This window comes from Rhizobium ruizarguesonis, from assembly GCF_017357285.1.
Classification (GTDB): domain Bacteria; phylum Pseudomonadota; class Alphaproteobacteria; order Rhizobiales; family Rhizobiaceae; genus Rhizobium; species Rhizobium ruizarguesonis.
Map to the genome: position 1 here is coordinate 3,898,548 of NZ_CP071678.1, position 22,320 is coordinate 3,920,867.

Below are 22,320 nucleotides of genomic sequence, written 5' to 3' on the forward strand. Positions count from 1 at the left end.
GGGCAAACAGGCAGCAGGCCGGGAGAGGTGGCATCCCCACCGCGGGAGATGCCCTGTCGATTCTCTCGGAAGAATTATCCGTCGATCGTCAAGACGATGGCCGTCGGACCGTAAGAGAGGCTCGCCCTGTGGCCTGCGACGGTCAGCTTTTCGAAGGCGCCAGTTACGGCGCTCGCCTTCAGGATCTCGATCTTCGTTCCAGGCGTCGGGACAAAACCGTCGGCAAGCGTCACATCGAGCTCGCCGGCCAGCACCGCCTTGCCATGGACGATCAGCGTACCCTCGCCGTTCGCGCCGAGCCTCTGCTTCATCACGGCCGTGGCAAGCTGCTGATAGTCGCCGCCGATGGTCACGGGCTTGTCCACTGCCAGAACGAGCGAACCGCGGTCAGCCGTCAGGCCGCCGGTACCGAAGGCCGACGGCGAGAGGGCCACCAGCGCGCCCTCTTCCAGCACGGTACCGCCGGCATAGCTGTTGGCGCCCGACAGCCCGAGGATGCCTTCGCCGCGCTTCACCAGCCTGCCCTTGCCGGTGATGTCGTTCCGCCAGGTGTCGATCGCATTGAAACCGCCCTTTGCCGCGTCCATCGTCACCGTCACGTCCTGCTCGAACGCACCATAACCGTCGGCCGCGGCAAAGAGGTTGAGACGGCCGTAACCTTCCGCATCGTCGAGGAGCGGATAGCCGGAGGCGACTTCCGTTGTCTTCAGCACGTCGCGGCGCTGCTCGCCGCCCAGATAGGGCAGACGCGTTTCGAGAAGCGCTTCGGCGCCCTGCGGCACGCGCGCCGGCTGATCGGTCGCATGGATCGTCGGCAGGCCGTAGCTCAAGCGCTGCAGCACGTAAGCGCGATTGGCGTCATGATCGGCGAAACGATCTGTAGCCAGCGGTGCCGCATGGGCAGCGACTTCGAGCGCGCCCGCATCCGCAACGCCTGATTTGGCGATAAGCCATGACTGCGCTTGGCTGTAAGCGTCGTTCTTCAGCGCGGCATTATCGGGCTTATTCAGATTGTAGACGACCGTAGCCGTGCCGAGCATCCGGCCGCCCATCACGTCGAGAGGAGAATGCATGCCGGCGAGGATGCGGTCTTCACCCAGTTCGCTGGCGCGCGTGATCATTTCCTGAAAGCGCTGCGGCACGAGATAGGCCATGGCCAGCGCATCCCGCCAGGCTTCCGCCGTATGCCCGCTCGGGAAACCGCCGTCCTCGACCGGCTTGCCGCTCTTGGCGGGCTCCAGCGTCGGGACGACCGACACGTCCTGGCTCCAGCGGTAGGGACGGCCATACTTGAAATAGCGCTTGGCCGGCTCCGTCGAGCCATCACCGCTTGCGGCGTTGATGAAGTCGATTGCAAGGCCCATGTCGGGGTTGGCATCGGTCTTGTTTTCCGCGTCCGGCTTGCTGCCGGCGCCGCGATTGTTGCCCTTGTCGTCATATTTGACCGTCGTCGCGTCGGCCGCCACCTCGGTGATCGTGGTGATCTGCTTCGAGCCGGCCTTCCAGGCATCTGTCAGCGGACCGAGGCCATCGACGATGCTGGCATTCTTGCCGCGCCGATCGTCGAGATAGGCGGCCACCGCCTGATCGGCAGTCCGCGCCCGCGTCGCTTTGACGACATAGGCGATGTTGGCGTCATGGACGGCCTGGTTGACGATATGGCCGTCGGTCTTGCTAGAAGGAATGCCGTCCCAATCCGTCTTGGCGACCGCCGGGCAATTATCCTTGGCAGGGGCTTCGACACCCGCATCGACGAAAGGCGTGCGCGGGGTCCAGATTTCGAGGAAGCCGGAGAGAAGATGAACGGCGGCGTTGCTGTCCACCGTCGAGAAGCAGGCGTCACCACGCTTGTTGGTGTTTCCGGCCTGCGCATAAGGCGCTTTCGCCGCCGTGGTCTGCTCGGCGCTGGCAAGCGATGGCACGATCGAAAGAAGGCAGACGAGGGCGGTGCTCAGGCGGCAAAGGCTTAAAGCAGACATGGCGATACCCGAAATGATTGAACGAACGCCGGGAGAGTTAGAGCCCTTATGTGACAGATCAATTGCAAAAATATTGCCATTCTGTGAACCAGTCGGTGCCCGCCTCTTGCCTTTCCCAACCATCCCGCCAAAACTGCCGGAGAGACGATGAGCCCAACCGGAATGCCGGAAAGGAAGACATGGCAGCGCGCCAACGCATCATTCCGGTGAGACGCGAATATAATCGCTGGGTCGCCAACCAGACGCTGGAAGATTACGCGTTGCGCTTCACCGCAAAGAGCGCTCGCCATTTCTCCTCGCAGCGCATCTCGCAGACGGCGATCGGCGCGATCTCCTTTCTGGCGCTGGAGGCGATCGGCGGGGCGATCACTCTCTCCTACGGCACCACCAACGCCTTTTACGCCATTATCGTCGCCTCGGCCGCCATGCTGGCGATCGGCCTGCCGATCAGCCGCTACGCCATCCGCCACGGCGTCGACATCGATCTTCTGACGCGTGGCGCAGGCTTCGGCTATATCGGCTCGACCATCACCTCGCTGATCTATGCGAGCTTCACCTTCATGCTGTTTGCGATCGAGGCATCGATCATGTCCGGGGCGCTGGAGCTCACCCTCGGCATCCCGCTCTGGATCGGCTACATCATCAGCGCCGTCATGGTGATCCCGCTGGTGACGCACGGCGTGCGGCTGATCAGCAAGTTCCAGCTGATGACCCAGCCCTTCTGGATCGTGCTGAATATCCTTCCCTTCATCTTCATCGCCTTGTTGGACTGGGAAAAGTTCGATCTCTGGCGCGCCTTCGCCGGCATCCGCCATGCCTCCGGCCCGCCCGGCACCATCGCCGAATTCGATCTGGTGGAGTTCGGCGCCGCCTCCGCCGTCATCCTGGCGCTGATGTCGCAGATCGGCGAACAGGCCGACTTCCTGCGCTTCCTGCCGCCGGACCCGCAGCGCAAGTGGCGCCACCGCTTGGCGATCTTTCTCGCCGGGCCCGGCTGGGTCATCATCGGCGCGCCGAAGCTGCTTGCCGGTTCATTTCTGGTCGTGCTGACCTTCACCTCGGGCGTCCCCCTCGATCGCGCCGCCGACCCCGCGCAGATGTATCTGACTGCCTTCGGCTACATGGTCCCCTGGCATAATGCCGCGCTGCTGTTGATGGCCGCCTTCGTCGTCGTCTCGCAGCTGAAGATCAACGTGATGAATGCCTATGCCGGTTCGCTCGCCTGGTCGAACTTCTTCTCGCGGCTGACCCACAGCCATCCCGGCCGCGTCATCTGGCTGGTCTTCAACGTCGCGATCGCCCTGCTTTTGATGGAACTCGGCATCTACCGGCTGCTGGAGGAAACGCTCGGCATCTTCTCGATCATCGCTATGGCCTGGCTCTGCACGATCTCCGCCGATCTCTTCATCAACAAGCCGCTTGGCCTTGCTCCCCCCGGCATCGAGTTCAAGCGCGCCCATCTCTACGACATCAACCCCGTCGGCCTCGGCGCCATGACGTTGTCGGCGGCCGTGTCGCTGATCGCTCATTTCGGCGCCTTCGGCGATATTGCCGCCTCGCTCGCGCCCTATATCACCCTCGTCGTCGCATTGATCGCCTCGCCTGTCATCGCCTGGGCGACCAAAGGCAAGTTCTATCTCGCCCGCAAGCCGCGCCACAGCTGGAAGAACCTGACGAGCATCACCTGCTCGGTCTGCGAACATCCCTTCGAACCGGAGGACATGGCCTGGTGTCCGGCCTATGCCGCGCCGATCTGCTCGCTCTGCTGTTCGCTCGACAGCCGCTGCCACGACATGTGCAAGCCGGCGGCCCGTTTCAACGCCCAAGTCGGCACCGTCGCCAAGGTGCTGCTGCCTCAGACCATCATCGAGAAGCTGACGACACGCCTCGGCCGCTACGGCATCGCCGTCGTGCTGGCATTGACCGCCATCGGCGCTATCCTGGCGATGATCGCCCATCAGGTCGCCGCCGCTTCGCCTGAAACGGCCGAGGTCGTCAACCGCACCATCCTCATCGTCTTCTTCGTCTTCTCGGTGATATCAGGCGTCGTCTGCTGGTTCTATGTGCTTGCCCATGACAGTCGCGTCGTCGCCGAGGAGGAATCCTCGCGCCAGAACACGCTGCTGCTCAAGGAAATCGCCGCCCACAAGAAGACCGACGCCGCCTTGCAGAACGCCAAGGAAACCGCCGAGGCCGCCAACCGGGCAAAGAGCCGCTATGTCGTCGGCTTGAGCCACGAGTTGCGCACACCGCTGAACGCCGTGCTCGGCTACGCCCAGATCCTCGAGCGCGACGAAACGATCCCGACGCCGCGCCAGTCTTCGATCAAGGTCATCCGCCGCAGCGCCGAACATCTCTCCGGCCTGATCGACGGCCTGCTCGATATCTCGAAGATCGAGGCCGGCCGCCTGCAGGTCTATTCGAACGAGATCAACATCCAGGATTTCCTCGACCAGATCGTCGATATGTTCCGCCCGCAGGCGCAGGCGAAGGGGCTCGTCTTCATCCATGAGCGCTCGCCGGCGTTGCCGCAATTCGTCCGCACCGACGAAAAGCGCCTGCGCCAGATCCTCGTCAACCTGCTCTCCAATGCCATCAAATTCACTGACGAAGGCAGCGTCACCTTCGATGTCGGCTATCGCAGCCAGGTCGCGACCTTCACCGTTGCCGATACCGGCCGAGGCATCACGGAGAAAGACCTCCCCCGCATCTACGAACCTTTCCAACGCGGTGAGGCCGAAAGCGTGCGGCCAATGCCAGGGCTTGGCCTCGGCCTCACGATCACCCGGCTTCTGACCAACACGCTGGGTGGCGAGATTTCGGTTTCGAGCGTGAGAGACGAAGGCTCGACCTTCCGCGTCCGGCTGATGCTGTCCGCCGTCATGCGCGCCGTGGCCGCCGCACCGCAGGAAAAGCGCATTGTCAGCTATGACGGCCCGCGTCGGACGGTCGTCGTCGTCGACGATAACGAGGACCATCGCGAGATGATGCGCGAAATCCTGGCGCCGCTCGATTTCATCGTGCTGACGGCAGCGAGCGGCGGCGAATGCCTGACGCTGATCGAGGGCATTATGCCGGACCTCTTCCTTGTCGATATCCTGATGCCCGGCATGAACGGCTGGCAGCTCGTCTCGCGTCTGCGTGAGGCCGGCCAGACGGCGACAGTGCTGATGCTCTCGGCCAATATCGGTGACGCGGCTGTTCTCAGCGACAGCGACGACAGCCACAATGATGCAATCGGCAAGCCGGTCGACATCCGCCAACTCCGTGACAAGCTCGCCCTGCATCTTGGCCTGAAATGGATCTATGCCGATGCCGCGCCAGCCGTTCCCGTTAAGATCGAAGCGCCGATGCTGAGCCCCGGTGCTGCCCATGTGCAGGAACTGCTGCGGCTCGGCGAGATCGGCTATATCAGAGGCATCGAAGCCAAGCTTTCGGACCTTGCCAAGGTGGAGGCAAATCAGCCATTCACAGAGGAACTTCGCGCCTATGTCGCCGCCTTCGACCTCGCCGGCTTCATGACCTTCCTGCACGACTTCGACGAAAAGGTGGAATCCATTGGCTGAGCCGGCCTCCCTCCCCCGCGACATCGTTCTGCTCGTCGACGACTCGGCCGAAGCACTCGGCTTCTTGACCGACGCACTCGAACAATCCGGCTTCTCCGTGCTGATCGCCACGTCGGGCACGGCGGCACTTGGTATCGTCGAGCGCATCACGCCCGATCTCATCCTGCTCGACGCGGTGATGCCGAGCATGGACGGCTTCGAGACCTGCCGTCGGCTGAAGGCGAACGCCGCGGCGGCGCAGGTACCTGTCATCTTCATGACCGGCCTGACCGAGACCGAGCATGTCGTGCACGCGCTGGAATCCGGCGGCGTCGATTATCTCAGCAAGCCGATCAACATCGACGAACTGCGTGCCCGCATCCGTGTCCATCTGCGCAACGCTCGCTCAGCCCAAAGCGCCCGCATCGCGCTGGACGCAGCCGGCCGCCATCTGCTGGCCGTCAAAGGCGACGGCGCCATCCACTGGTCAACGCCGCAGGCGACACGGCTGGTCAATGCCGCGATGGGCAGCGACGACGGCATGGAAATCGTCGTCCGCCATATCGCTGGCTGGATGCGCGACCGCGTCGCGGCCGTGCGCGATGGCATCATCTCGATCGCCCATGCTGGCCAGGCGGCACTGCAGCTCGCCTTCCTCGGCGCAATCGGCCCTGACGAATATCTCTTCCGCCTCACTGCCGCCAATCAGCGCAGCGACGACGAGGTACTGCGCCAGCGCTTTTCGCTTACCCAGCGCGAATCCGAAGTGTTGCTCTGGATCGCCAAGGGCAAGGCCAACCGCGACATCGGCGAAATATTGGGACTGTCGGCGCGGACGGTAAACAAGCACCTCGAACAGATCTACGTGAAGCTCGGCGTCGAGAACCGGGCCTCGGCCGCCGTGAAAGCCACGCATGTGCTGTACGAGATGTAAGATGGTGTTGGAGGCTAGAACAGCATGATTTTAGGCCTGTTCGGCCTAAAATCTGAATCCTGTTCTAAATTAAATAGCTAGGGCATGATGTCGGCCGAAAACCGCTCACACTTTTCGGCATCATGCTCTAGGTGTGGATGCTCAAGAGGTTGTCTCGGTTGAGGCCGAGGCGACTGATGGGTGTTTTTGATTTGAGGCTGCCGTGCGGACGATGCCAATTGTACATATGGGTCCAGCTTGGCAGATGGGCTTTTCGGTGTTCGGATGACGGATAGGCGCATGCATAGGCCCACTCTCGCAAAGCCGTCTGAATGAAGCGCTCCGCCTTGCCGTTGGTTTTGGGGGTATAGGGTTTGGTGCGGATGTGCTTGAGGCCGAGTGCCTTGCAGGTGGTTGCGAAGTCCTTGGCCTTGTAGCAGGCGCCGTTGTCGGTCATCACCCGCGTGACTGTGATGCCCAGGCTCTGATAATAGGTGACGGCCGCCTTGAGGAAGGCAATGGCGCTAACGGCGGTTTCGTCGGGGAAGATATCGGTAAAGGCGATGCGGGAGGCATCGTCAATGCAGATGTGGACGTATTCCCAGCCGACACCACGCGAGTTGCTTTGGCCGGTCCGGTTGCCGGTGATGCGGTGGCCGACGCGATGAAAGCGGCCGAGGCGCTTGATATCGAGATGGATCAGACCACCCGGCTCGGCATATTCGTAACGTACAATCGGCTCGGCGGGATCGACATCCTTCATCCGTGACAGGCCTGCACGCCTGAGAACGCGGCTGACGGTGGCGGGCGACACGCCTGTTTCCATGGCGATGTGCTTGCCTGTCCGGCGCTGACGGCGAAGTGCGACGATGCGCTCTGCCAAGGACTGACCCGTCTGACGTGGACTGATTTTGGGCCGGGACGAGCGGTCCGCCATCCCGGCGCGTCCTTGTGCCCTGAACCGTTCGACCCAGCGCGAAACGATCTTTGACGAGACACCATAAAGGCGGGAAGCCTGGGCTTTGGACACTTGGCCTTTGGCAACGGCCAAAGCCATTTCCTCTCGACGCAACGGGGTCAGTCGGGCATTCTTATGGATGTTCATTCGGAGTGATCCTGGAAAACTGAGGTGTGGTAACTCCAGTCTCCTAAATCCGCTCCGAATGGACAACCTCCGGAAAGCTCACATCTAGGCGCTAAACCACCCGATCCGGCGCATCCCTGCCCTCGAAAAACGCCGTCACGTTGTCAACCACCTTCATGCCCATGGCGGTCCGCGTCTCTTCCGTAGCGCTGCCAAGATGCGGCAGCACCATGACGTTCTCCATCCGCCGCAGTGCCTCCGGCACATCAGGTTCCGCCTCGTAGACGTCAAGCCCGGCGCCGCGGATCGTGCCCGCCTCGAGCGCTGCAATCAGCGCCGCCTCGTCCACCACGTCGCCACGCGCCGTATTGATGAGAAAGGCGCCCGGCTTCATCGCCGCAAGCCGTGCCGCATTCATCAGGTGTCGGTTCTCTGCTCCACCAGGGCAATGCAGCGAGACGAAATCGGCCACCGCCAGCACGGCCTCGATCGTCGGCAGCTGCCGCGCGCCGTAACGCGCCGCCTCCGCCGGATCGATCGGCGAACGGTTGAAGAACACCACATCCATACCGAAGCCGAAATGGCAGCGTTGCGCGAAGGCCTTGCCGATTCGGCCGAAACCGATGATGCCGACCGTCTTCCCGGTCACCTTGGTGCCGACCATATGCGTCGGGCACCAGCCCTTCCATTCACCAGCGCGTACCTGCCGCTCGCCCTCACCGCCGCGCCGGGCAACGGCGAGCAGCAGCAGCATGGCGATATCGGCCGTGCAGTCGGTCAGCACGCCCGGCGTGTTTGTGACCGCAATGCCTCTCTTCTTGGCAGCTGATATATCGATGTGATTGTAGCCGACGCCGAAATTGCCGAGGATCTTGGTGACGACGGGCACGCCGTCGAAGACGGCGGCGGGCAACCGATCGGATACCGTCGGCAATACGGCATCATAGGTCGAGAGCGCCAGCCGCAGCTCGTCTTCGCCGAGCGGAATATCGTCACGATTGAACGTCGCATCGAAACGCGCGGCAAGGACAGTTTCCACCGTGGCTGGCCAGCGCCGGGTGACGAGAATGCGGGGTTTGGACATGGACGGTTCCGCTCAATGCTTCAAAACGATGCCAAGAGTTAGACCAGCCAGGCGAAAATTGAAACGCTCGCAAAAAGAAAGAAGCCCGGTCGGAACCAGGCTTCGATAATCTTATCCCATAAAGGGGAGCGAGGCTTACATGCCCTGCGGGAAGTAGCTGTACTTGCCGTCCGGACCCTTCTTCCATTCGTACATGATGTAGCCAGGAATCTTCGGGTCGCCCTTTTCGTCGAACGAAATGTCGCCGAGAACGGTCGGGAACGGGCCCTTTTCCTTCATGGCCTTGGCAACGGCCTCAGGATCCAGCGAACCGGCAGCCTTGGCGGCCCCGGCGATCGTCTGCATCGCAGCGTAGGAATAGAGCGTGTAGGCTTCCGGATTGAAACCAGCGGCCTTGAACTTTTCGACGAGTTCCTTGTTCGCAGGGTTCGCCGTCGGATCGGGGCCGAAGGTGTTCAGCGTACCGGCGACGGCGTCGCCAGCGATCGAGGCCAGTTCGTTCGAAACGATACCGTCGCCCGAAACCAGCGTCGCCTTCAGGCCCTGGTCAGCCGCCTGGCGGATGATGAGACCGGCTTCGGTGTGCAGACCACCCCAATAGATGATCGAGACGCCGGCTTCCTTCATCTTGGCGATGAGGGCCGAGAAGTCCTTGTCGCCGACATTGATGCCTTCGTATATGACTTCCGTGACGCCGGCGGCGTTCATAGCCTTCTTGGTTTCGTCGGCAAGGCCCTGACCGTAGGGGGTCTTGTCGTGAACGACAGCGATCTTGGCGTCCTTGAAGTGATCGGCAAGATATTTGCCGGCGATGGCACCCTGCTGGTCGTCACGGCCGCAGGTGCGGAACGTGTTCCAGAGGCCCCGTTCCGTGAAGGTCGGGTTCGTCGCGGCCGGGGTGATTTCGAGGATGCCGTTTTCGGCATAGACTTCCGAAGCCGGGATCGAAACGCCCGAGTTGAAGTGGCCGATGACGAACTTGACGCCGTCAGCCGCGAACTTGTTGGCAACCGAAATGCCCTGCTTCGGGTCGGAGACGTCGTCGCCGAGTTCGATCTTGATCTGCTCGCCGTTGATGCCGCCAGCCGCGTTGATGTCGGCGGCTGCCTGTTCAGCACCCTTCTGGAGCTGAGCGCCGAACGCGGCGTTCGGGCCAGTCAGCGGACCAGCGACAGCGATGAGAACGTCGGCCCACGCGTTGCCGCTGAAGGCGACCATCGCCGTCAGAGCCACTGCCGACAGAAGAGACTTCTTCATATTATTACTCCCAATTTTTGGGCGGGTTCCGGTCCAAGGCCCAGCGCACTACCCACCATTGACTGCGCCAGGAAAGCTGTTCCACTCGGAAGGCAATTCATGCCTAGTTTCAACGGACTGTCAATGTTTGTCCTTCCACGAAAACGCGGAAGTTTTCTCGTACAGCCAGTAATAGTTGTTAACCATCTGATTGGTGCGGCGGTAGCGGAAGCCGGCCGTCGAGAACACCAGCAGCGTCACGAAGTCGAGGATATAGTAGAAGGCGTTGAGCATCGGACCATTGAACAGGGCATGATGCAGGAACTGCATCGCCCAGGCGAGCAGGAATGTATAGACGATGACCAACGGATAGTCGGCCCAGCCTTCGGCAACCGCTTTGCCGGCGCGCCAGGCCGTCCAGAAGCCTAAGAGCAAGACGATGACACGGATCGCCACAAGGGGGCCGGCATCCGCTTCGAAGAAAAGTCCCTGCATGTCAAACTCTCCTTTCGACCTAGTGTCTTCCGCCTTCGAGATAGGCGGCGCGGACCTCGGGATTGGCAAGAAGCTCCTTGCCGGAGCCGCTCATCGTCACCTTGCCGTTCACCATCACGTAGGCGCGGTGAGAAAGCCTGAGGGCGGCGAACGCGTTCTGCTCGACGAGGAAAACGGTCAGCCCCTCCGCCTCGTTGAGCTTCTTGATCGCCTCGAAGATGCCCTTGACGATCAACGGCGCAAGACCGAGCGAGGGTTCGTCGAGAAGCAGCAACTTCGGGCGCGCCATCAGCGCGCGGCCGATCGACAGCATCTGCTGCTCACCACCCGAAAGTGTTCCGCCCCGCTGGGCGTGACGTTCCTTGAGACGCGGGAAGAGCGTGAAGATCTTCTCGACGTCTTCGGCGAAGTGTTTCAGATTGTCGAGGCCTGCGCCCATCTGAAGATTTTCCAGAACCGTCATGCGCGGGAAGATGCGGCGGCCTTCCGGCGACTGTGCAATGCGTAGACGGGCGATTTCATGTGTCGGCATGCGGGTGATGTCGCGGCCCTCGAAGACCACCGAACCGGTGCGGGCCTGCGGGCTGCCGCAGATCGTCATCATCAGTGTCGACTTGCCGGCGCCATTGGCGCCGATCAGGCTGACGATCTCGCCCTTGTTGACGTGGACATCGACGCCGGCCAGCGCCCGGATATTGCCGTAATAGGTTTCGACGCCATTCACCTGAAGGAGCGGTTGACCCGTCATTACTTCATCGCCCATCAGTTTGCGCCTCCTTCGAGCTGCTCGACGGCTGCGATCACCTCTTCCACTTCTTCATCCTCGACACCGAGATAGGCCGCGATGACCCTCGGATCGTTCTTCACGTGATCCGGCGTGCCATCGGAAATCTTCTGACCATATTCGAGGACGACGACGTGGTCGGAGATTTCCATGACCACCGACATGTCGTGCTCGATCAGCAGGATCGACGTTCCTGTTTCGGCGCGAATGCTCTTCAGCAGCGCGTTGAGCGTTGCCGATTCCCGTGGGTTGAGGCCGGCAGCCGGTTCATCCAGGCAAAGCAGCTCCGGACCGGTGCACATGGCGCGGGCAATTTCGAGACGCCGCTGGGCGCCGTAGGGCAGATCGCCGGCGGGGTCGTCGGCGCGGTCGATCAGGTCGGCCTTCTCGAGCCAGAAACGGGCGAGCTCGATTGCAGCGGCCGCTTCCCGCCTATAGGGGCCGACACCGATAAGGCCGAGGATCGTATAACCCGATGCCTTCATCAGCTTGTTGTGCTGGGCAACCAGCAGGTTTTCGAGAACGGTCAGGCCGGAGAAGAGCCGGATGTTCTGGAAGGTGCGTGCGACCTTGGCTTCCCTGGTGATGCGAAAGTCCGGCAGGCGCTCGAGCAGATATTGCTTGCCGCTCTTCTGGTTGAACGTGATCATGCCCATCGTCGGCTTGTAGAAGCCGGTGATGCAGTTGAAGACGGTGGTCTTGCCGGCGCCGTTCGGCCCGATCAGCGCGGTGATATCGCCGCGCTTGGCTTCGAAGGAGAAGTCGTTGATGGCCATCAGGCCGCCGAACTTCATCGACAGGTGTTCGACCTTGAGAAGAGTGTCGTCAGACATCGTATTCGTTACGGGGCTCATCAACCATGGCCCTCCTTGATGAAGCTTCCGGATATCGCCTTGCGCTCTCTGAGGAAGGCTGTCGGCTCACGCGAGCCGACGAAGCCGCGCGGCTTGAACAGCATGACGACGACCATGGCGAGGCCGAAGATCAACATGCGGTAGAGTTCCGGCGTAAAATCGGGTCCGAAGATCAATTTTAGGAAGTCCATACTGCGCAACAACTCGGTGCCGCCGACCATGACGATGGCGGCGATCGCGATGCCGGTCAGCGAACCCATGCCGCCGAGAACGACGATGGCGAGAATGACGGCCGATTCCAGGAAGACGAAGGATTCCGGCGAAACGAAGCCCTGGCGGGCGGCGAAGAACGAGCCGGCGAAACCGGCAAACATCGCGCCCGTCGCAAAGGCGGTGAGCTTGGTCGTCACCGTATTGATGCCGAGCGAACGGCAGGCGATCTCGTCTTCGCGCAAGGCTTCCCAGGCGCGTCCGATCGGCATGCGGCGCAGCCGGATGGTGACGTAGGCCGTCAGCATGCAGAGCGCCAGGATCAGATAAAAGAGGAAGATCTTGTAATAGGCCGAGGAGATCGGCAGGTGAAAGAGCTTGGCAAAGCCGCCGGCCGTCGCATCGAAGGGAATGCCGAAGAGTGTTGCCTTCGGGATGCTCGAGATACCGAAGGTGCCTTTCGTCACTTCAGTCCAGTTGATGAGGACGAGACGAATGATTTCACCGAAGGCAAGCGTCACGATGGCGAGGTAATCGCCGCGCAGGCGCAGCACCGGGAAGCCGAGAATGACGCCCCAGAGTGCCGCGAAGATGCCCGAAAGCGGCAGCAGCACCCAGAAGGACAGGCCGAAATAGCTCGAAAGCAGCGCGTAGGAATAAGCGCCTACGGCATAGAAGGCGACATAGCCGAGGTCGAGCAGGCCGGCGAGGCCGACGACGATGTTCAGCCCCCAAGCCAGCATCACATAGATCAGGATCTGGATGCCGAAATTGTCGACATATGTCAGCGAGCCCTGAGGGCCTTTGAACGCCACCACCACCATGGGATAAAGCAGCAGCGCGATCAGCGCGATCTTCAGGAAATGCCGGTGAAAGAAGCTCTTCTCGGTTGAGATGTCGAGTTCGCCCTGTCTCGCCTTCGCCAGCTTGCGGTTGTCGAGATGCGGCCGCAGGAAAACCACCGTCGCGAAGCGGCCGATGGCGGCGACCGCGACGAAGATCGCAAGCAGGCCCCAGCGCTGGACAATGATCAGCTCGTTGCTGATGTTCTGGTCGGTCTTGAGGCCGACATAGAGAACGAACATGCCGAACGACAGAACGGCGGCGAAAAGAGCTTCGGTAAGGCCTTTGCGGACAAGTCCGGCATCGGGCTTGCCTGCAGAATTTTCGATGTTTGCCATGACGTTATACCTTCTCGACTTCCGGCCGCCCGAGGATGCCGGTCGGTTTGAAGATCAACACGAAAGCCAGGATCGCAAAGGTCGCGACGTCCTTGTAGGCAATGGTGAAATATGCCGACCACAGCGACTCGATAAGGCCGATAAGGAGGCCGCCGAAGACGGCGCCGGGTAACGAACCGATACCGCCGAGAACGGCTGCCGTGAAGGCCTTCACACCAGGCGTGAAGCCGTCGTTAAACGAGGCGACGCCATAATACATCAGATACATCGTGCCGGCGACGGCTGCGAGTGCCGCACCCATAACGAAAGTGATCGAGATCGTCTGATCGACGTTGACGCCGAGCAACGCCGCCATCTTGCGATCCTGCTCTGTGGCGCGCTGGGCACGGCCGAGTGCGGTGCGATTGACGATGTACCAGAAGATCGTGAGCAGCACTGCCGTGATCACGATGATGATGATCTGTTTCAGCGACACCGAGATGTTGCCGAACTGGTAGACCGTGCTCACCATCGGTGGAATCGGCTTGTTGCGCGGGCCCTGCGTCACCTGGATGAAGTTGGACAGCGTGATCGACATGCCGATCGCGGTAATCAGCGGCGCCAGGCGGAAGGAACCGCGCAGAGGACGGTATGCGACGCGCTCAATCGTCCAGTTCCACAAACTCGTCATCAACATCGCGACGACAAGCATCGCCAGCAGCAGAACTGCCACCGGGAGACCTGCGAAGATGGATGTGAGGACGAGGAAGACGATAAGAGCGGCGAAACCACCGAGCATGAAGATGTCGCCATGGGCGAAATTGATCATGCCGATAATGCCGTAAACCATCGTATAGCCAATAGCCACAAGGCCATAGATGGATCCGAGCGTCAGCCCATTTAAGAGCTGCTGGACGAAATACTCCATATGTCGTTTTCCCCTGGATGCGAGCCTAAAATGCTGCATCTCTTTTTGGTTCTTCAGTTCTCCGTTTCAGAGAACCTCATAGGCCGAATGCATAGCGGTTTCGTTGGAAATGTGAAGACAAAAAGGATTTACTCCGACAGATTCTTGTCAGAACAGGCCTAAATGGCGCGTTTTGAACCAAAATCCACAGAAAAACGGCAAAGCAGGATCTATTTTTAGTCAGAAACTGCCACTGGCTTAACCATACGGAGATGTCGCCGTCGATTTCCTGCGCTGTTTGCTGCGTAAGCTATTCCACAGAATTGGAAGATGGAGCAAATTCAGACCTCAAGGCAGCCTTTTTGACGAATGCCATTTCACAGGCAAATGCCCGCCATCTTCGTCTGACAAGGCTGAAAACTTATGGTAGCATCATCAAGCTTTGTATTGAGGGATGCAGAGCACGACGGGGAACACCATATAAATTAAGTATCTGGATGTGACAGGGATGGTTTGCGGACGAGCGACAGCGGGGTGCTCGCCGCGTGGCGAACGGCAAAAGGACAATGCTGAGGACATTTGAAAAGGCGGCGCTCGAAGCCGGCCAGGCCATCATCACGGTCTTGCGCGAAGGCTTCCCTGTCACCATGAAGGCGGATGCAAGTCCGGTCACGATCGCCGACGAGGAGGCCGAACGCATCATCCTCGCTCATCTCGCCAGAGATTATCCCGAAATACCCGTCGTTGCGGAAGAATCAGTTGCCGCCGGCAAGGTGCCCGACATTGCAGGCCGTGGCTTCTTCCTGGTCGACCCTCTGGACGGCACGCGCGAGTTCGTCGACGGACGGCAGGAATTCACCGTCAACATCGCCTATATCGAGAGCGGCGCCCCGGTGGCGGGCATCGTCTACGCGCCAGCGCTCGGGCTTGCCTTCTCGGGAGAGCGCGGCCACGCCGAAAGGCTCGTCGTCACGGAGGATTTCACAGTTGGCGCTCGCAGCACAATCACTGTGCGCGAACAGCCCGACGACAGGCTGGCGCTTGCAAGCCTTCGCCACAACAGCCCCGAGACCGGAAGCTTCCTCGCCGACCACGCGATCTTCAAATGCACCAATATCGGCTCCTCGCTGAAATTCTGCCTGCTGGCCGAAGGAAAGGCCGACGTCTATCCGCGCTTTACCCGCACGATGGAATGGGACACCGCGGCCGGCGATGCGGTGCTGCGCGCCGCCGGCGGTTCGACGGTGACGCTGGACGGAACGCCGCTGACCTATGGCAAGACGGGAACGGCGGCCGATTTCGACTTTGCCAACCCGAACTTCATCTCCTGGGGCGGCAGGAAACGCGTCCTCGAACCGGCGTGACCATCCTTAGCATCGCTGAATACCGGCAAGCGGCGCGATTCTCTGCATCGTAACCATGAGCTCAGACCTGTCGCGACAATCCGCGACCGACCTCCGGCGTGCGCGCCTCAACTGAGCAAGCGTCCCTCCTTAAAGCGCGTCCACGATCCCATTCCAGCTGTGAAGTGATTCGCGTTATCGGCCCTCATTGAGCGATTCGGGCGGCGAATTCGTTGCCCTGCATCTTTTCAAGACGCCGCGCGCCAACAATCCTGCCTTGATTTTGTCACATTTCGGCACCGCTTCGACAGTGCTCGATATCTTCATCCGAAAAATTTCGGTTCGTGTTCCGTTAAGAAATACGGTTAAGAGACCCGGGTCACGTGTCGAAACGGCACGTCGCCAACCCTCGGTGAACCCCTGCCAAAGGCCTAAAAACTTTGACAAAATTCCAATTATTAACGAAATATCATGAGCTTGCCTCAACTTAACGCAAGTGCGAAAGATTTGTTGCGATGCGATATTTCTCTGGACACCATTACACAATTGTCGCATTTTTCCGTTTTAGTAGGGTTACCAAGACCTAAGTGCAGCCCTGGTGACAGGGTTAACCATTGATCGCCTATTGCCGCCGCGCCCCCTCGAAGACAACAGAGTACGATCCTTGAGCATCACGGAACTAAACAACAGCATTTCGACAGAGTCCTTCCGGCCGAGCCGCCGCCAGCAGCCGAGCCTGAAGATCCAGACCCCTGTTATCCATAGCGATGCGCCGCAGGCGCCGTTGGTGGATCTGGTCCTGAAGCGGGCGTTCGACATTTTTTCGTCGTTGAGCGCCCTCCTCGTCCTCGCCCCGTTCCTTCTGTTCGTCGCCATGCTGATCAAGCTCGACAGCCCGGGACCGGTGCTCTTCAAGCAGACCCGCTGGGGCAAGAACTGCAAGGCCATCAAGGTCTACAAGTTCCGTTCCATGCGCACCGACCTCTGCGACGTCTCCGGCGTTGCCCAGACGGTCAAGGACGACCCGCGCGTCACCCGCATCGGCGCCATCCTGCGCCGGACGAATGTCGATGAGTTGCCGCAGCTGCTGAACGTGCTGCTGGGCCACATGTCGGTCGTCGGCCCGCGTTGCCATGCAATCGGCATGCGCGCCGGCGGCGTGCTCTACGAAGAGCTCGTACCGGAATACCATCAGCGCCATGCGATGCGCCCCGGCATGACGGGTCTTGCCCAGATGCGTGGCCTGCGCGGCCCGACCGATCGTCCCGCCAAGGCGCGCGCCCGCATTGCCAGCGATCTCTACTACGTCGGGAATTTCTCGATCTGGATGGACATGCGCATCATTGTCGGAACCGTAATGTCGGAGCTGACCGGTGGTAAAGGCTTCTAAGCTTTAAGCTTTGTGAGAAAGGGCCGGCTGCCTTACGCATGTCGCCCAAAAATGTGCAGCGGTTTTGGGAAATCCACATGCATGAGACGACGACCTAAAGCGCGATGTGACGCGCTTTAGGCTCCAGACTCAATCATGCCCACCAAATGACGAGAGCAGCGATGTAGCAAGTTGCCTCGAAGTTGATCATAAGCTTGTCGTATCGTGTTGCGATGCGCCTCCAATCCTTCAGGCGGCAGAAGGTGCGTTCAATAATATTCCTGCGCTTGTAGGCAATGGGGTCGAAGGGCTGCATGCGCTTTCGAGTAGGATTGTTGGGAATGACCGGCTGCGTGCCGCGGGCGGTGAGGAAGTCGCGTATGTGTCGCTGTCATAAGCGGTGTCTGCGGCACATAGGCGGCTCGCAGGCAAGCGCGTGAGCAGTGGAACGGCAACGGGTGCGTCGCCGCGCTGCCCGGGCGTTATTCGCAGCGCGATTGGACGGCCGCAACCATCGACAACAGCATGGATTTTTGTCGATCTGCCGCCTCGCGAGCGGCCGATTGCCTCGGCATCCGCCCCCCTTTTCCGCCAGCGGCTGATCGGTGGGCTTTGGCGGTGGTGCTGTCGATCATATGAAGATCCCGATCGGTTGTTTGCGCCAGAGCTTCAAACAGCCGCCGCCATATTCCTTTCGCAGACCAGCGATGGAAGCGATTGTAGATGGTTGTTGAAGGCCCGTAGCAAGCGGGACAATCCTGCCATCGGCAACCCGATCGCAGGACATGGATGATTCCACTAATCACTCGACGGTCGTCAGTGCGATGAGCACCGGGTTGGTTCGTGGGAAGTAGAGGCGCAATCACCGCCCACTGCTGATCATCAAGCCAGAACTCTCCTGCCATCATCAAAACTCCCATTGTCATCACAATGAATCACAGCGATCCATTTTGATCAATGGCTTGATTGGGTTTGGAGCCTAGAGCAGCCGGTACCGGAATGCTCTGGCGACCGCCTGCATGCGGTTGACCGAATCGAGCTTGCGCATCGCGCTCTTCAGATAACCCGCCACCGTATGCGACGAGAGATCGAGAATGATCGCGATCTCGTCGCTGCTCTTGCCGGCCGCCGACCAGCGCAGGCATTCGATTTCGCGCCGGGTAAGCGCCTCCGACGGACCGTCTTCCCCGCCGCCATTGCGCGAAACCTTGTCCAGAAGCTCCATGCAGCCGTAGAGCAGCGCCATCGCCTGCTCCCGTGTGGGCATAGGACAGCCGCCTGAGAAGGCGAAGATGTATTGTTTCAGGTCAGCGTCGTGCAGCGCGAAGGCGAAGGTATTCTTTAGCCCGTGCATCTGAAAGAGCGTGTTGAGTCTGCGGTTTTCCTGATTGGCGGCGCTGCCTGCAAATGACCCCTCTTTGCAGAAGACCGGTACGATCGTCCGCTTCATCGCGGTCACCAGTCTGCTGCAATAGAAGAGATCGGCGGCCTCGTAAAAGCCGACAAGGCTTTGCGGCCAGTTGCTGATCAGCCGGTTTTCGGTGAAGGCCGTACGGTCGCCCCGCGGGAAAGCCGAGAGCAGATAGAAATCGAAGCCCGCAAGCTTCGCCATCTCGCCGAGCCGTTCCTTGCCATCGTTGAATGAAACCCCGGCGCCATCGGCCTGCGAAGGCGAAAATGCAGCATCCTCAGCGCAGTCGTAGACTGCGCGCTCACGTCTTTTCATCTTCGTATCCTCGTATGGCCAGCTTCGGCTCGGCCTCGCTGCCGGCGGCGAAAAGCTCGCGCCGGAGCATCAGCAAAGACGGCTTCTGCCCCGCATCCCGAGGACACGAAGCATCAAAAGCGCGAACTGGACTGATACAGCGGGAAGAACGGAGACGAAGTCTTGCGCTCATTCTTATGTTGCAGCGCTTATAAGATCATCCCGGGAAATCAGCTAATATTTATTCCGCATGGCTCCCATGCAGGCGCCACAAATTGACGTAGCGGCAGGCGGCCGCTCCAAATCGCCGGCCAGGGCGGGCGTCTAAATTTGTTATCAAAGTCTTACGATGGGTTTAGGCAATTTTTAAATGTGGCAGGCTAGAGTGGGGTTCGTGGTCTTGCGTTGTGTAGAGAGTCCAATGACCGAAATGATACGTCCCCGAGTGAAATATGTCATCGGCCCCGATGGCAGCCCCCTGACGATTGCGGATCTTCCGCCGCCCAATACGCGGCGCTGGGTGATTCGCCGGAAGGCAGAGGTTGTCGCGGCTGTTCGCGGTGGCCTGTTGAGCTTGGAAGAGGCCTGCGAGCGTTATACGCTCACGGTCGAAGAATTCCTCTCCTGGCAGTCGTCGATCAACAGCCACGGTCTCGCTGGCCTGCGCACCACGCGCATTCAGCAATATCGTCACTGATCACACCTAGCATCGACGACATCTATTTCGGGCCGGACGCATCTCCCATGAGGGAATGAAGAAGGCCCGAAATCATTGACGAGGCCGCGTAGCACCAGAGGCCGGGCTGCGTGAAGGCATCCGCCAGCCCCGTCGTCTTCGCCGCAGCAATGACGATCGCGACCAGCAGCACGTCCATCATCGACCACTTGGACAGATGCGGTACGACGCGACGATAAAACAGGCTGCCGACCCGATCGGCGGCGGCCGTCGCTTCTGCGGTGATCCCCATCGCCTCCACGGTGATGCCGATCATCTTCAGAAGCGGGAGCAGGATCGAAACCAGCGCGACGATCGCCGCCAGCAGCCCATCCCCGCCTTGCCAAAGCGAGACGATGATTTCGATGAGCGACGGTGTATCGTCGAAGAAATATAGCGTCTCGAAACGGACCAGCGGCAAGACGAGGCCGAGCGCCAGGAAGAACGGCGCGGCCACGAGAAGCACGGGGCGAATCATCGAAAGCGCCTTCATTGCCCCGAACCTCGTATCGACCCGATATTTTGCATGAACACTCCGTTTCCTGCCTCTATTGCCTCCACGGCTTGGCACGACCGCGCCGCCATGTCACGGTCCGCCACGACAATATCCGTTACGAGGAAAGACAATGGACATTCGAAACGAGGAAGGCGCCTCCGGCGGCCGTTATGCGGCCGAGGTCGAAGGACACGAGGCGGAGATGACCTATTCACGCACATCGCCGAAGCTGGTCATCATCGATCACACCGGCGTTCCCGATGCGCTACGCGGCAAGGGCGTCGGCCAGGCGTTGGCGCTCCACGCTGTGGAAGCAGCCCGCACCGGTGGCTGGAAGATCATCCCGCTTTGCCCCTTCTTCAAGGCGCAGGCGCAACGCCATCCGGAATGGAAGGACGTCGTGAACTAGAGCACGTCGCGCAAAACTGTGCAGCGGTTTTGCGACAACGACATACGTAAAAACAAGGATATAAAGCGCGAGGAGCGAATCTGAAAGATTGCGACGCGCTTTAGGCCATCGGCCCGAAAATCGGAATCGATTTTCGGAAAAGCACGATGCGAGGATTGAAAGAGTTAGAGCGTCCTTCGCGTGTCCGAAAGGACGCGCGGCGCTCTAATGCGCGTCGCTCAAAGACATGCCGCGGTTTTGGAACACGCGCAAAAAGGCATGAATCGCGTCGCGTGAATCACGCTCGATGTGACCCGCTCTGCACGTAGCCTCTTCGATCGCTCGCGGCGTGACAACCTCGATTTCGGCGAGAGCTGCCCGAGGGCGCAAACACCAAAAGCCATGTATGACGGACAGCGCGCCCATCATACATGGCTTCTCAGTGGCGATCCCAGAGCGCCGAAGCCGGCGCCCGCCGTTTCTCTTACGCCCTTGCGCGGGCGGCGCCGTCACGCTCTTCCAGCGCTGTGGCCCTTGCATATTCCGCCTGCATCTCCTCGAGCGCCATTTCCAGCGTCTCCTCCTGCATCTTCAGTTCCTTGATCGAAACCTGCAGGTTGTCAGCCCGCTGACGCGCGGCCTTGGCGAAGGTCGGATAAGCAAAGTGATTCGGGTCGGAAATACCGGACTTCTTTTCCTCGACGACGATCTGGCTCTCCAGATCCTTCGTCATCCGTTCGAATTCGGACATCATCATCTGCAACTGCTGCAGCTGACGTCGTTTTTCGTTCACCTGAAATTCCTTCAGGCGAACGAGACTTTCTCGCGACTTCATACGCATTACTCCCGTGATGCGAGACCCCGGCTCAACTTGAAACCGCCCTGCGCGCCGCTTTGACACGGTTTGCTAAAAAATTTCCTGCGATATTAACAAATACCTACCGCTGGTAACCTTTCGTTTACGGGCATCGTTAATGATAGGCCCGATGATTTAAGGGTCGGTAAATGCCGAGGCATGAAATTCGAACCTTTTCATTGGCGAGTCGGATGAATCACTTAGCGCTGTTTCCTAATGTTAAAGTTGAGGAACGCCTTTTTGAGATTCCTATTGGAAAACAGAGAAATGGAAAAATTATTTAATAAATTCGATACTCCTTGCCAGAGTGAATTAGAATTTGTTAACCATTTCGTGGCAGCTTCCAAATCACGTAGCGTGTTCGGTATCGTGTAGGGGGCCAGACCACCTTTCGGCGGCGGTAAAGGGGATAATTATGCGGGTACTTCTAATCGAGGATGACAGCGCGACGGCGCAGAGCATCGAGTTGATGCTGAAATCAGAGAGTTTTAATGTTTATACCACCGATCTCGGTGAAGAAGGCGTCGATCTGGGCAAGCTGTATGATTATGACATCATCCTTCTCGATCTGAACCTGCCCGACATGTCCGGATATGAGGTGCTTCGCACTCTCCGACTGTCCAAGGTCAAGACACCGATCCTCATTCTGTCGGGCATGGCCGGCATCGAAGACAAGGTTCGTGGCCTCGGCTTCGGCGCCGACGACTACATGACCAAGCCGTTCCACAAGGACGAGCTCGTCGCCCGTATCCACGCCATCGTCCGTCGCTCCAAGGGCCATGCCCAGTCGGTCATCATGACCGGCGAGCTGATCGTCAACCTCGATGCCAAGACTGTCGAAGTCGGCGGCCAGCGCGTCCACCTGACGGGCAAGGAATATCAGATGCTGGAGCTGCTTTCGCTCCGCAAGGGCACCACCCTCACCAAGGAAATGTTCCTGAACCACCTCTACGGCGGCATGGACGAGCCGGAACTGAAGATCATCGACGTTTTCATCTGCAAGCTCCGCAAGAAGCTCGCCAATGCTGCCGGCGGTGCCAACTACATCGAGACCGTCTGGGGCCGTGGTTACGTTCTTCGCGAGCCGGATGGTGCCGAATACGCAGAAACCGCCTGATATTTTTTTCCGATCCCCCTTATCGGACAAACGAAGATCCCGCCTTTTCGGCGGGATTTTTCGTTTCTGCCTGCGCTGGG

General features: G+C 59.9%; 19 protein-coding genes and 1 pseudogene. 7 read left to right on the top strand and 13 right to left on the bottom strand.

The window, feature by feature from the left end:
* Positions 1 to 74 precede the first annotated feature (74 nt).
* A complete protein-coding gene (locus J3P73_RS19295; protein ID WP_130692493.1) occupies positions 75 to 1,979 on the bottom strand; it encodes an acid phosphatase in 1,905 nt (634 codons plus the stop codon).
* Positions 1,980 to 2,158: 179 nt separating this feature from the next.
* On the opposite strand from J3P73_RS19295, the gene J3P73_RS19300 reads away from it, so the two are divergent.
* Together J3P73_RS19300 and J3P73_RS19305 are read left to right on the top strand one after the other, a co-directional pair.
* Entirely contained in the window at positions 2,159 to 5,545 is a 3,387-nt protein-coding gene (locus tag J3P73_RS19300) for a hybrid sensor histidine kinase/response regulator (protein ID WP_130692495.1), read from the top strand.
* Positions 5,538 to 6,458 (top strand): response regulator transcription factor, encoded by a 921-nt coding sequence (locus J3P73_RS19305; protein ID WP_017965834.1) that lies wholly within the window; start codon positions 5,538 to 5,540, stop codon positions 6,456 to 6,458. The genes J3P73_RS19300 and J3P73_RS19305 overlap by 8 nt, the downstream gene beginning before the upstream one ends.
* 127 nt (positions 6,459 to 6,585) lie before the next feature.
* On the opposite strand, the gene J3P73_RS19310 is transcribed toward J3P73_RS19305, so the two are convergent.
* The 8 genes from J3P73_RS19310 to J3P73_RS19345 all read right to left on the bottom strand — a co-directional run bounded on the left by J3P73_RS19310 (position 6,586) and on the right by J3P73_RS19345 (position 14,272).
* Positions 6,586 to 7,542 (bottom strand): IS481 family transposase, encoded by a 957-nt coding sequence (locus tag J3P73_RS19310; protein WP_130769800.1) that lies wholly within the window; start codon positions 7,540 to 7,542, stop codon positions 6,586 to 6,588.
* A gap of 91 nt (positions 7,543 to 7,633) precedes the next feature.
* Entirely contained in the window at positions 7,634 to 8,605 is a 972-nt protein-coding gene (locus tag J3P73_RS19315) for a 2-hydroxyacid dehydrogenase (RefSeq protein ID WP_018073715.1), read from the bottom strand.
* Positions 8,606 to 8,740: 135 nt separating this feature from the next.
* Positions 8,741 to 9,862, bottom strand: a complete 1,122-nt coding sequence (locus tag J3P73_RS19320) for a branched-chain amino acid ABC transporter substrate-binding protein (RefSeq protein WP_003542332.1) — start codon at positions 9,860 to 9,862, stop codon at positions 8,741 to 8,743.
* A gap of 120 nt (positions 9,863 to 9,982) precedes the next feature.
* Positions 9,983 to 10,336 (bottom strand): DUF6867 family protein, encoded by a 354-nt coding sequence (locus J3P73_RS19325; RefSeq protein WP_003561969.1) that lies wholly within the window; start codon positions 10,334 to 10,336, stop codon positions 9,983 to 9,985.
* Positions 10,337 to 10,355: 19 nt separating this feature from the next.
* Positions 10,356 to 11,099, bottom strand: a complete 744-nt coding sequence (locus J3P73_RS19330; RefSeq protein WP_018073714.1) for an ABC transporter ATP-binding protein — start codon at positions 11,097 to 11,099, stop codon at positions 10,356 to 10,358.
* On the bottom strand, positions 11,099 to 11,974 hold the full coding sequence (locus tag J3P73_RS19335) for an ABC transporter ATP-binding protein (RefSeq protein WP_012758697.1): 876 nt from the start codon (positions 11,972 to 11,974) through the stop codon (positions 11,099 to 11,101). The genes J3P73_RS19330 and J3P73_RS19335 overlap by 1 nt, the downstream gene beginning before the upstream one ends.
* Complete coding sequence (gene livM, locus J3P73_RS19340; RefSeq protein WP_018073713.1) at positions 11,974 to 13,365, bottom strand: high-affinity branched-chain amino acid ABC transporter permease LivM; 1,392 nt, start codon at positions 13,363 to 13,365, stop codon at positions 11,974 to 11,976. Before livM ends, J3P73_RS19335 begins: the two co-directional genes overlap by 1 nt.
* Before the next feature lie 4 nt (positions 13,366 to 13,369).
* On the bottom strand, positions 13,370 to 14,272 hold the full coding sequence (locus J3P73_RS19345) for a branched-chain amino acid ABC transporter permease (RefSeq protein WP_003561974.1): 903 nt from the start codon (positions 14,270 to 14,272) through the stop codon (positions 13,370 to 13,372).
* Positions 14,273 to 14,817: 545 nt separating this feature from the next.
* On the opposite strand from J3P73_RS19345, the gene cysQ reads away from it, so the two are divergent.
* A complete protein-coding gene (gene cysQ, locus J3P73_RS19350; RefSeq protein ID WP_130692497.1) occupies positions 14,818 to 15,615 on the top strand; it encodes a 3'(2'),5'-bisphosphate nucleotidase CysQ in 798 nt (265 codons plus the stop codon).
* A gap of 643 nt (positions 15,616 to 16,258) precedes the next feature.
* On the top strand, positions 16,259 to 16,984 hold the full coding sequence (locus J3P73_RS19355) for a sugar transferase (RefSeq protein ID WP_026171029.1): 726 nt from the start codon (positions 16,259 to 16,261) through the stop codon (positions 16,982 to 16,984).
* 133 nt (positions 16,985 to 17,117) lie between these two features.
* Here the strand turns inward: J3P73_RS19355 and J3P73_RS19360 are convergent.
* Together J3P73_RS19360 and J3P73_RS19365 are read right to left on the bottom strand one after the other, a co-directional pair.
* Positions 17,118 to 17,868 (bottom strand): annotated as a pseudogene (locus tag J3P73_RS19360) (IS5 family transposase).
* A 74-nt stretch (positions 17,869 to 17,942) separates the two neighbouring features.
* Positions 17,943 to 18,689, bottom strand: coding sequence for a helix-turn-helix transcriptional regulator (locus J3P73_RS19365; RefSeq protein ID WP_207579685.1), 747 nt, complete (start codon positions 18,687 to 18,689; stop codon positions 17,943 to 17,945).
* 400 nt (positions 18,690 to 19,089) lie between these two features.
* On the opposite strand from J3P73_RS19365, the gene sciP reads away from it, so the two are divergent.
* Positions 19,090 to 19,365, top strand: coding sequence for a CtrA inhibitor SciP (gene sciP / locus J3P73_RS19370; RefSeq protein WP_007533628.1), 276 nt, complete (start codon positions 19,090 to 19,092; stop codon positions 19,363 to 19,365).
* Between the two features lie 22 nt (positions 19,366 to 19,387).
* On the opposite strand, the gene J3P73_RS19375 is transcribed toward sciP, so the two are convergent.
* Positions 19,388 to 19,954 (bottom strand): paraquat-inducible protein A, encoded by a 567-nt coding sequence (locus tag J3P73_RS19375; protein WP_018073707.1) that lies wholly within the window; start codon positions 19,952 to 19,954, stop codon positions 19,388 to 19,390.
* A gap of 55 nt (positions 19,955 to 20,009) precedes the next feature.
* On the opposite strand from J3P73_RS19375, the gene J3P73_RS19380 reads away from it, so the two are divergent.
* Positions 20,010 to 20,288 carry a GNAT family N-acetyltransferase gene (locus J3P73_RS19380; protein WP_017965846.1) on the top strand — a complete coding sequence of 93 codons (279 nt, stop codon included), beginning with the start codon at positions 20,010 to 20,012 and terminating at the stop codon, positions 20,286 to 20,288.
* A 463-nt stretch (positions 20,289 to 20,751) separates the two neighbouring features.
* Here J3P73_RS19380 and J3P73_RS19385 read toward each other — a convergent pair whose 3' ends face one another.
* A complete protein-coding gene (locus tag J3P73_RS19385; RefSeq protein ID WP_024319371.1) occupies positions 20,752 to 21,102 on the bottom strand; it encodes a hypothetical protein in 351 nt (116 codons plus the stop codon).
* 436 nt (positions 21,103 to 21,538) lie between these two features.
* Between J3P73_RS19385 and ctrA the strand changes: the two genes are divergently transcribed.
* Positions 21,539 to 22,240: a response regulator transcription factor CtrA gene (gene ctrA / locus J3P73_RS19390; RefSeq protein ID WP_003542362.1), complete on the top strand. Its 702-nt coding sequence runs from the start codon at positions 21,539 to 21,541 to the stop codon at positions 22,238 to 22,240.
* The last annotated feature ends 80 nt before the right edge of the window (positions 22,241 to 22,320 follow it).